Origin of the sequence: Thiothrix sp. UBA5583, assembly GCA_002425225.1 — a bacterium.
Classification (GTDB): domain Bacteria; phylum Pseudomonadota; class Gammaproteobacteria; order Thiotrichales; family Thiotrichaceae; genus Thiothrix; species Thiothrix moscowensis.
The window spans coordinates 26,836-33,694 of the sequence record DILV01000040.1 but is presented as its reverse complement, the minus strand read 5'-3'; the positions used below and the strand labels follow the sequence as shown (position 1 = coordinate 33,694).

The following is a 6,859-nucleotide window of genomic DNA, read 5'->3' as shown; positions in this document are numbered from 1 at the left end:
GCGGGGTTGGGGTGAGGGGTTTCTTCATGTAGCAAACCCGACAATCCTCCTCCTTTGTTACAAACCACACGTGGCAACATTCGCCCCAAACCCACACCAAGCAAGGCTTGCAGCGGCTGGCACGCTCCCTGCATTGCACTTTCCAAGACATACTTCAGGGAATGCGCAATGGAATATTTCATGATCCTGCTCGGCACAGTGCTGGTGAACAACGTGGTATTGGTCAAGTTCCTTGGCCTGTGTCCGTTCATGGGCGTTTCCAAGCAGATTGATTCGGCGATTGGCATGGGCATGGCGACAACGTTTGTGCTGACGCTGGCGTCGGTGGCGGGCTGGATGCTGGAACATTGGGTGTTGCAACCGTTTGATCTGGGTTTTCTGCGGATTTTGTCGTTTATTTTGGTGATTGCGGCGACGGTGCAATTTACCGAAATGGTGATTAAGAAGGTGTCGCCCGCGCTGTATCAGGTGCTGGGGATTTTCCTGCCGCTGATTACCACCAATTGCGCGGTATTGGGGGTGGCTCTGCTGAATGTGCAGGAACAGCACAGTTTTCTGCAAACCTTGCTGTATGGCTTTGGTTCTGCGGTGGGTTTCACGCTGGTGCTGGTGATTTTTGCGGGTTTGCGGGAACGGTTGGCGTTGGCGCAAGTGCCAGCCGCGTTTGGCGGGTTGCCGATTGCGTTCATTGTTGCCGGGTTGCTGTCGCTGGCGTTTATGGGCTTTGCGGGACTGGCGAGCCAATAGGAAAGGGAGAAAGAGCATGACTGCGATTCTGATTTTGATGACCTTGGGGTTGTTGCTGGGTGGGCTGTTAGGGCTGGCAGGCCAGTATTTCAAGGTGGAAGGCAACCCGTTACAGGAAGAAATTGAATCCCTGCTGCCCGGTTCGCAGTGTGGGCAGTGCGGCTTTCCCGGTTGCAGCCCGGCGGCGGAGGCGATTGCCAATGGTGCAGCCCCCGTGACCGCTTGCCCGCCCGGTGGCAAGGCGTTGGCGGAAACGCTGGCGGCAAAACTGGGTGTCAGCATTGACCTTTCCGGGGTGGCGGATAAGGGGCCGATGATTGCGTATGTGCATGAAAACTTGTGCATCGGCTGCACCAAGTGCTTTAAACGTTGCCCGACGGATGCGATTTTGGGCAGTTCCAAGCAGATTCATGCGGTATTTGCGGATGCTTGTACCGGCTGTGAGAAGTGCTTTGAAGTTTGCCCAACGGAATGTATTGAAATGCGCCCACTGACGCATACGGTGCAGACGTGGTACTGGCCGAGTCCGGCGGTGGGTGGCATCGCCTAAGCCATGCTACAATCTGGTAAGGTATAAGGTATTGGCGAAACTGAGATTACGCAAATCACCTTCACAACGTCCATCACTGATGGCTTTGCTATTCACCAACAGCAGCTAATGCATAATCCAGCAAATCATCACTAAAATGGGCTTTAGATAAGCGCAATATTTCGACATGAGGCTTGAGCGAGGGAATGATGCCTTTACGCTTGGCTTCGATCAGGACACCAAGGCTGCCAATGATTTTGACATGATTGAGCTTTGCTACCTTACGCCCTGCCTTCTCATCAATGAGCAAATAATCAGCCTGAAGGTGTTTATACAGGGCGATGGATGTCAGTTCACCTTTGTCTAGCGAATCGCCCCCGATGATGTAGTTGTCCAGATTCAGCCCGACGATTTTCCCCTGCAAATACGCTGCAAGTTTGTCCGAACCCGGTTTGTTGCCGATCGTCACTTCCTCATACACAGTTTGTGAAACCTTGACCTCATTGAACAACTGTTCCAGCACATCCAGACAATCACAAATTGCCAAGGCAACCAAGGGCGATGCGTCCGCGACAATAATCACGCCAACTCCTTTGCCAGCATGTCAATTTCAGACTGTAATTCTTCGGTGCTTTCATAGGTTTGCGGTTCAACGTCCCGCTTGCGGCATTCATACAGGAATTCGTAACGATCCATATTGCCGACGAATTCAATAGCCGCCCCTGCCGAGAATCGTCCCCGCCGATAAAGATCGATGGCGGTGTTAAGTTTGAGCAAACGTACAAGTTCTACAGGTGACTGGTAAATAAAGAATTTTTCTGGAATATCAAGCGTCAATTGCATGGTGCTTCTCCATCAGCGGTATCTTGAAATGATCATACTACGCTTATGTTGGTTCAGCTATCTACCCTCACCATCATCTGTCGGCTACCGATGTAACAAACCCTACATTTCTCACTTTTTGTCGTAAACGCCCTCACTAATCCACACTATCAGCCTAATAATTTCAATGAGATGGGAGGTGATGAAGCCGCTGGCATATCTCCTGCATAACTTCACCCCATAGCCATTTCCGGGAAAATCTCATGGGATTCCTAGCACCCCAAAAAATCAGCAAGCTGTTCCGCATCCGTGGCGGCGTACACCCGCACGACTGCAAGACCCTGAGCGCGGACAAAGCCATCGAAGACCTGCCGATGCCCAGCCTGTTGCACATTCCCTTGCAGCAGCACATCGGCGCGGCGGCAAAACCGGCGGTCAAGCGCGGCGATCATGTCCTCAAAGGTCAATTGCTCGCCAACAGCCAAGGGATGATTTCCGCGCCCATCCATGCCCCTACTTCCGGGCGTGTGGTCGGGGTCGGGCATTACCCCGCGCACCACGCTTCCGGTCTGTCGGTACACACCATCACCTTGCAACCGGACGGCAAGGATGAATGGGTGGAACTTTCCCCGCCTGCTGACCCGTTCACCCTCGACCCCGCCGAAATCGCCACCCGTGTCGCCGCTGCCGGAATCGTTGGCATGGGCGGCGCAACCTTCCCCTCTGCCGTCAAACTCAATCTGCGCAACCGTTACAAGCTGCATACGCTGGTGATTAATGGCGCGGAATGCGAACCCTACCTGACCTGCGATGACCGGGTAATGCGCGAATATTCCGCCAACGTCATCGACGGCATCCGCCTCATGGCTTACGCGCTGGGGGTAGAAAATATCATCATCGGCATCGAAAACAACAAGCCGCAAGCCCAAGCGGCGATGTGCGCAGCCGCCACCGCTTTTCCCAATATCCAGGTGGTCGGCTTGCCGATGCGCTACCCGATGGGGTCGGAAAAGCATCTGGTGCAAACCCTCACCGGGCTGGAAACACCTGCGCGTGGCTTGACGGCGGACATCGGCATTGTGGTGCATAATCCGGCAACCGCCTTGGCAGTCCGTGATGCCTTGCGCGAAGGCAAACCGCTGGTGTCGCGCGTCGTCACCGTCTCCGGCGGGGCAGTACGCCAGCCACGCAACCTGCGGGTATTGCTCGGCACCAAAGTGCAGGACGTGATCGACCATTGCGAAGGTTTCAACACCGAACCTGCCCGTCTGATCAGCGGCGGGCCGATGATGGGCAACCTGCTGCCCGATACCCGCGTGCCGCTGGTGAAAGGTTGCAACGGCATCCTCGCCCTCACCGCCAAAGAAGTGTCGGAAAATCAGGAATCGCCCTGCATCCGCTGCGCCAGTTGCGTACAAGCCTGCCCGTGCGGGCTGTTGCCGCTGGACATGGCCGCCAATGCCCGCGCTGGCAACCTCGATGCCGTCACCAAGCTGGGGCTGATGGATTGCATCGCGTGCGGCTCGTGTTCCTACGTTTGCCCCGCGCACATCCCGCTGGTGCAATACTTCAACTACGCCAAGGGTGAACTTGCCAACCGCCAACGCGCCAAGCATAAGCAGGATGAAACCAAACGCCTGATTGAACAGCGCAACGAACGCATGGCAGCGCAAGAACGGGCGAAGAAGGAAATGATGGAACGCCGCAAACGCGAAGCCGCCGCCAAAAAAGCCGCCGCAGCGGCTGCCGCTGCTAAAACCGCACAGGAGGCAAGCGCATGAGCCTGTTGATTTCCAGCCCACACACCCATTCCGGCAAAAGCGTGCATACCACCATGTTGCTGGTGATGCTGGCACTTGCCCCAGCGACCATTTTCGGTTTGTACCTGTTCGGTTTGCCTGCCATCAGCCTGTTTCTGATCACCATCCTCGGCTGCGTGCTGGCGGAAGCGATTGCCTTGAAAATCATGGGCAAGCCCGTCGGCAAATACCTCAGCGACGGTTCGGCAATCCTCACCGGCTGGTTGCTGGCGATGAGCTTGCCACCGACTGCACCTTGGTGGATCGGGCTGTTGGGCGCATTCCTCGCCATCATTATTGGCAAGCAAGTGTTCGGCGGTATCGGGCAAAACCTGTTTAACCCGGCGATGGTGGCGCGGGTAGCGTTGCTGATTTCCTTCCCGCTGGAAATGACTACTTGGGTGACGGTCGATGGGGTGAGCGGCGCAACCCCGCTGGGGCATATCCGCACGGAAACCGGACAAGGGCATACCTTGTCCAGCCTTGCCGAGCATTTGCCCAGTGTCAGCGACATGGGGCTGGGGATGATGGGCGGCAGTATGGGCGAAACCTCAGCGGTGTTGCTGTTACTCGGCGGCTTGTTCCTGTTGTGGAAACGCATTATTACCTGGCACATTCCGGTGTCACTGCTCGGCACCTTGTTGCTGTTGGCGGGGATCATGCACGCCGTCAACCCCGACGTTTACCCTGGTGTGGAGGTGCATTTGCTGGCGGGGGCTACCTTGCTGGGCGCGTTTTTCATTGCTACCGATTTGGTCACGTCACCTGTGTCAGCGACCGGACAACTGATTTTCGGCGCGGGTTGTGGCTTGCTGGTGTACGTGATTCGTACATGGGCAGGCTACCCCGAAGGCATGGCGTTCGCGGTATTGCTGATGAACGCACTCACCCCGCTGATTGACCACTATTTCCGCCCACGCATTTACGGACGTGACCGCAAGGGCGAACCGCTCAACTATGCCAGCGGGGAGAACAAATAATGACGACTGAAGCCAAAACCCCAGACAAAACTCCGCTGCTGGAACGCATCCCTTACCAAGCTATCCTGTTGGGTACGTGCGCCGCAATTGCTGCCGCCTTGCTGCTGGGGGTGGATAACGCCACTCGCGAACCGATTGCGCAGCGCAAGATGGAAGACCTGCAACAATCGCTGGCACAAGTCGTGCCGGATGATTTACACGACAACAATATGGTGGCAAAACCGCTGCTGCTCAAAGGTGCAGATGGTAAGGACGTAACCATCTACCAAGGTACAAAAGCAGGCAAAGTCACCGCGCTGGTGTGGGAAACCATCGGCTTCGGCTATGCGGGCGAAATCCGCACCATCATTGCCCTTGACCCGCAAGGCAAAATCCTCGGCACGCGGGTGCTGTCACACAAGGAAACACCGGGGCTGGGCGACAAAATTGAAGCCGCCAAGGCAGACTGGATTACCCAATTTACTGGACTGTCACTGGGCAATCCGCCCGCAGACCAGTGGAAGGTGAAAAAGGACGGTGGGCAATTCGATCAGTTCAGCGGTGCAACCATTACCCCGCGTGCGGTGGTGAAAAGCCTGCACGCAGCCTTGCAATTTTTTGAAGCCCACAAGGCGGAAATGCTGGAGGTGAAACCATGAGTACTGACTATAAACGCCTCACCCGTGATGGGTTGTGGGACAACAACGTGGTGTTTGCGCAAGGCTTGGCACTGTGCCCGACGCTGGCTGTGACCAGCACCGCCACCAATGGCTTGGGCATGGGGCTGGCAACCACGGCAGTGCTGGTGGTTTCCAACCTGCTGGTGTCGTCGGTGCGCCATATTGTCAGCCCGGCGGTGCGGATTCCGGTTTACATTGTGCTGATTGCTACCCTGGTGACGCTGGTGGATATGGCACTGAATGCGTGGGTGCATGAGCTGTACAAGGTATTGGGCTTGTTCATTGCGCTGATTGTGGTCAACTGTGCGATTTTGGGGCGGGCGGAGTCGTTTGCGTCCAAGAACTCGCCCGTGCCGTCAATGGTGGATGGGTTGATGATGGGGCTGGGGTTCACGCTGGCCTTGGTGATCCTCGGTGGCGTGCGCGAAGTGCTGGGTAGCGGCACGTTATTTGCTAGTGCGTCATTGTTGTTGGGCAAAGCGTTTTCCTTCATGGAATTGACCATCATCCCCGGTTACAAGGGCTTTTTGCTGATGATTTTGCCGCCGGGTGGGTTTATGGCATTGGGTTTACTGCTGGCGGGGAAGCGGGTGTGGGATGGGAGAAAAGCATGAACGTGGGAATCGCTTACGCGGATAAATTTAAACAGACGTGGCTGAAGCTGGAAGTGCCGGAAGGCAGCACCATCAAGGAAGCGATTGAACATTCCGGTTTGCTCAAGCAGTTCCCGGACATTGATCTGGAACATCAGGCGGTGGGGATTTTTGGCAAAATCAGCAAGCTGGATACCAAAGTAGCGGATGGCGACCGGGTGGAGATTTACCGCCCGATTACGGCTGACCCGGAAACGGTGGAACGGCGTGATCGCAATAATGATGACGAATGATAGGGATGAAGGATGAGTAGTGATGATTTGGCAGAGAAAGTCCTCCAGACTGCGGTGCAAGCTGCTGTGATCTGTCAGGAACTCAACCGGCAAATCCTCAAGCTGGGTTTTCCGCCGGAACGTGCCGAGGTGACGCTGGGTAGCCATGTGCAATACAGCCTGCAACGCGACACGTTTTCAGGGCTGGATTCGCTGCTGGGGGTGTGGATGCACCCCACCAGCGGCTACAAAACGGGTTCGCTGCTGTTCCATGCGGACGGCACGTTCTTTGCCGAATACGACGTGTTGCAGCCGCACCCGACCAAGCGTCAGTGGTTTGTGGAAGCGGTGACGGTGTGGGGCAAAGGGGATGACATCAAGGGCGACCCGCGTTTGTTGCCTGCGTTGGGGGAATAACACGCCATTGCATCGAGTAACCTAGTATCTAGTATCGGTGA

Annotated in this window: 11 protein-coding genes; 8 read left to right on the top strand and 3 right to left on the bottom strand. The window is 55.9% G+C overall.

Annotated features, from left to right (window positions below):
* A partial coding sequence (locus B2U47_RS16995) for a hypothetical protein (protein WP_296688465.1) occupies positions 1-182 on the bottom strand: 182 nt, incomplete at its 3' end.
* On the opposite strand from B2U47_RS16995, the gene rsxA reads away from it, so the two are divergent.
* Both rsxA and rsxB read left to right on the top strand, forming a co-directional pair.
* Positions 169-747, top strand: a complete 579-nt coding sequence (gene rsxA / locus B2U47_RS16990) for an electron transport complex subunit RsxA (protein WP_202715917.1) — start codon at positions 169-171, stop codon at positions 745-747. The genes B2U47_RS16995 and rsxA overlap by 14 nt on opposite strands.
* 16 nt (positions 748-763) lie before the next feature.
* Complete coding sequence (gene rsxB, locus B2U47_RS16985) at positions 764-1,297, top strand: electron transport complex subunit RsxB (RefSeq protein ID WP_296676796.1); 534 nt, start codon at positions 764-766, stop codon at positions 1,295-1,297.
* An 88-nt stretch (positions 1,298-1,385) separates the two neighbouring features.
* Here rsxB and B2U47_RS16980 read toward each other — a convergent pair whose 3' ends face one another.
* Entirely contained in the window at positions 1,386-1,859 is a 474-nt protein-coding gene (locus B2U47_RS16980; RefSeq protein WP_296676799.1) for a DUF3368 domain-containing protein, read from the bottom strand.
* Positions 1,856-2,119 (bottom strand): UPF0175 family protein, encoded by a 264-nt coding sequence (locus B2U47_RS16975; RefSeq protein ID WP_296676801.1) that lies wholly within the window; start codon positions 2,117-2,119, stop codon positions 1,856-1,858. Before B2U47_RS16975 ends, B2U47_RS16980 begins: the two co-directional genes overlap by 4 nt.
* Positions 2,120-2,361: 242 nt before the next feature.
* On the opposite strand from B2U47_RS16975, the gene rsxC reads away from it, so the two are divergent.
* From rsxC to B2U47_RS16945, 6 genes are read left to right on the top strand one after another with little or no spacing between them, the layout of a single operon-like run.
* Positions 2,362-3,879, top strand: a complete 1,518-nt coding sequence (gene rsxC, locus B2U47_RS16970; protein WP_296676804.1) for an electron transport complex subunit RsxC — start codon at positions 2,362-2,364, stop codon at positions 3,877-3,879.
* On the top strand, positions 3,876-4,877 hold the full coding sequence (locus B2U47_RS16965; protein WP_296676806.1) for an RnfABCDGE type electron transport complex subunit D: 1,002 nt from the start codon (positions 3,876-3,878) through the stop codon (positions 4,875-4,877). Before rsxC ends, B2U47_RS16965 begins: the two co-directional genes overlap by 4 nt.
* Positions 4,877-5,515 (top strand): electron transport complex subunit RsxG, encoded by a 639-nt coding sequence (gene rsxG / locus B2U47_RS16960; RefSeq protein WP_296676809.1) that lies wholly within the window; start codon positions 4,877-4,879, stop codon positions 5,513-5,515. Before B2U47_RS16965 ends, rsxG begins: the two co-directional genes overlap by 1 nt.
* Positions 5,512-6,150 carry an electron transport complex subunit E gene (locus B2U47_RS16955; protein WP_296676811.1) on the top strand — a complete coding sequence of 213 codons (639 nt, stop codon included), beginning with the start codon at positions 5,512-5,514 and terminating at the stop codon, positions 6,148-6,150. Before rsxG ends, B2U47_RS16955 begins: the two co-directional genes overlap by 4 nt.
* Positions 6,147-6,422, top strand: coding sequence for an RnfH family protein (locus tag B2U47_RS16950; RefSeq protein WP_296676812.1), 276 nt, complete (start codon positions 6,147-6,149; stop codon positions 6,420-6,422). Before B2U47_RS16955 ends, B2U47_RS16950 begins: the two co-directional genes overlap by 4 nt.
* 12 nt (positions 6,423-6,434) lie before the next feature.
* Entirely contained in the window at positions 6,435-6,818 is a 384-nt protein-coding gene (locus B2U47_RS16945; protein ID WP_296676816.1) for a hypothetical protein, read from the top strand.
* Positions 6,819-6,859 lie beyond the last annotated feature (41 nt).

Excerpts from the sequence above, each read along its gene's own strand:
- rsxA (WP_202715917.1), top strand. The coding sequence starts at position 169 with ATGGAATATTTCATGATCCTGCTCGGCACAGTGCTGGTGAACAACGTG.
- rsxB (WP_296676796.1), top strand. The coding sequence starts at position 764 with ATGACTGCGATTCTGATTTTGATGACCTTGGGGTTGTTGCTGGGTGGG.
- rsxG (WP_296676809.1), top strand. The coding sequence starts at position 4,877 with ATGACGACTGAAGCCAAAACCCCAGACAAAACTCCGCTGCTGGAACGC.
- B2U47_RS16955 (WP_296676811.1), top strand. The coding sequence starts at position 5,512 with ATGAGTACTGACTATAAACGCCTCACCCGTGATGGGTTGTGGGACAAC.
- B2U47_RS16965 (WP_296676806.1), top strand. The coding sequence starts at position 3,876 with ATGAGCCTGTTGATTTCCAGCCCACACACCCATTCCGGCAAAAGCGTG.
- B2U47_RS16945 (WP_296676816.1), top strand. The coding sequence starts at position 6,435 with ATGAGTAGTGATGATTTGGCAGAGAAAGTCCTCCAGACTGCGGTGCAA.
- B2U47_RS16950 (WP_296676812.1), top strand. The coding sequence starts at position 6,147 with ATGAACGTGGGAATCGCTTACGCGGATAAATTTAAACAGACGTGGCTG.
- B2U47_RS16975 (WP_296676801.1), bottom strand. The coding sequence starts at position 2,119 with ATGCAATTGACGCTTGATATTCCAGAAAAATTCTTTATTTACCAGTCA.
- rsxC (WP_296676804.1), top strand. The coding sequence starts at position 2,362 with ATGGGATTCCTAGCACCCCAAAAAATCAGCAAGCTGTTCCGCATCCGT.